We start from the raw sequence: 1,016 nt of genomic DNA on the forward strand, positions 1-1,016 counted from the left end.
GTGACGGGTTCCGCGGCGGCCATGTAGGTCCGCCGCAGGAACCGCAGCAACGCCTGCCGCTCGAACTGCACCGAAGCGTCCCTCCGCTGAGGCAACATAGCACCGGGAAGTGCTGCGAGTGCCAAGAGGAACAGGAGCACGAGCGCGGTGCTCATCGACGTCAACCGGCGCCAATTGTGGCGCAGTAGTCGAACGCTTTCTCGGATAATCAGTCTCGGTAGGCGGCGGATGCGACCTCCCGCGGTGGCGTTATCTGTCATATCGGCAGCACGACCGAACTGACGAATTCGTTGCGTAACCAGCCGACGAACATGCCCCACACGCCGGTGACCAGTGCGAGCCCGACAGCGACGAGCATTATTCCGCCGACGATCTGAATCGTCCGTGAATGGCGTTTGAGCCACCCGACGCCGCGGAGAGCTTTCGCCGACCCGAACGCAAGCACGATGAACGGCAGTCCCAATCCCAGACAGTAGGCGACAATCAGTATCACGCCCCGCGCTGCTGTCGTGCCTTCAGTTCCGGCCGCCACCGAAATAACTCCGGCGAGGGTGGGGCCGAGACATGGTGTCCAACCCAACGCGAACACGCCCCCCAACAAGGGCGCGCCGGCAAGGGAGGAGATACGCCGCGGGGCGAACCGTGTGTCTTTCTGCAAGGCAGGAATCAAGCCGATGAAGGTCAACCCCATCACGATGGTGATCACACCACCCACCCGTTGGAGCAGGTCTTCGTTGATGCGCAGGGTTCCGATCACCCCGAACACCGACGCGGTGGCGAGAACGAACACCACGGTGAATCCGGCAACGAACATCGTTGCCGCGCCGGTAACCCGCCATCTGCCTGCAGGTTCCGAGGTCTCGTCGCCACGGGTCACCGCTGGAGAATCAGCTCCGGAAATGCCGGCCAGATACGACAGATATCCGGGAACGAGCGGCACCACACACGGCCCACGTTCCAGGGGACGGAGCGGGTTCCGGAGGAGTGGACGGAGGGGAACTTTCCGCAGGTGCGGC

2 protein-coding genes are annotated in these 1,016 nt (G+C 63.4%); both read right to left on the reverse strand.

Annotated elements, in window-relative coordinates; all coding sequences use genetic code 11:
* Nucleotides 1-260 (reverse strand): cytochrome c biogenesis ResB family protein (locus tag ABT116_RS50445; protein ID WP_351648601.1); only part of this gene is annotated, 260 nt, incomplete at its 3' end.
* Complete coding sequence (locus ABT116_RS50450) at nucleotides 257-943, reverse strand: cytochrome c biogenesis CcdA family protein (protein ID WP_351648603.1); 687 nt, start codon at nucleotides 941-943, stop codon at nucleotides 257-259. The genes ABT116_RS50445 and ABT116_RS50450, both read right to left, overlap by 4 nt.
* Nucleotides 944-1,016 lie beyond the last annotated feature (73 nt).

The organism is Streptomyces sp. NPDC002130, from assembly GCF_040296465.1.
In the GTDB taxonomy this organism is placed as follows: Bacteria; Actinomycetota; Actinomycetes; order Streptomycetales; family Streptomycetaceae; genus Streptomyces.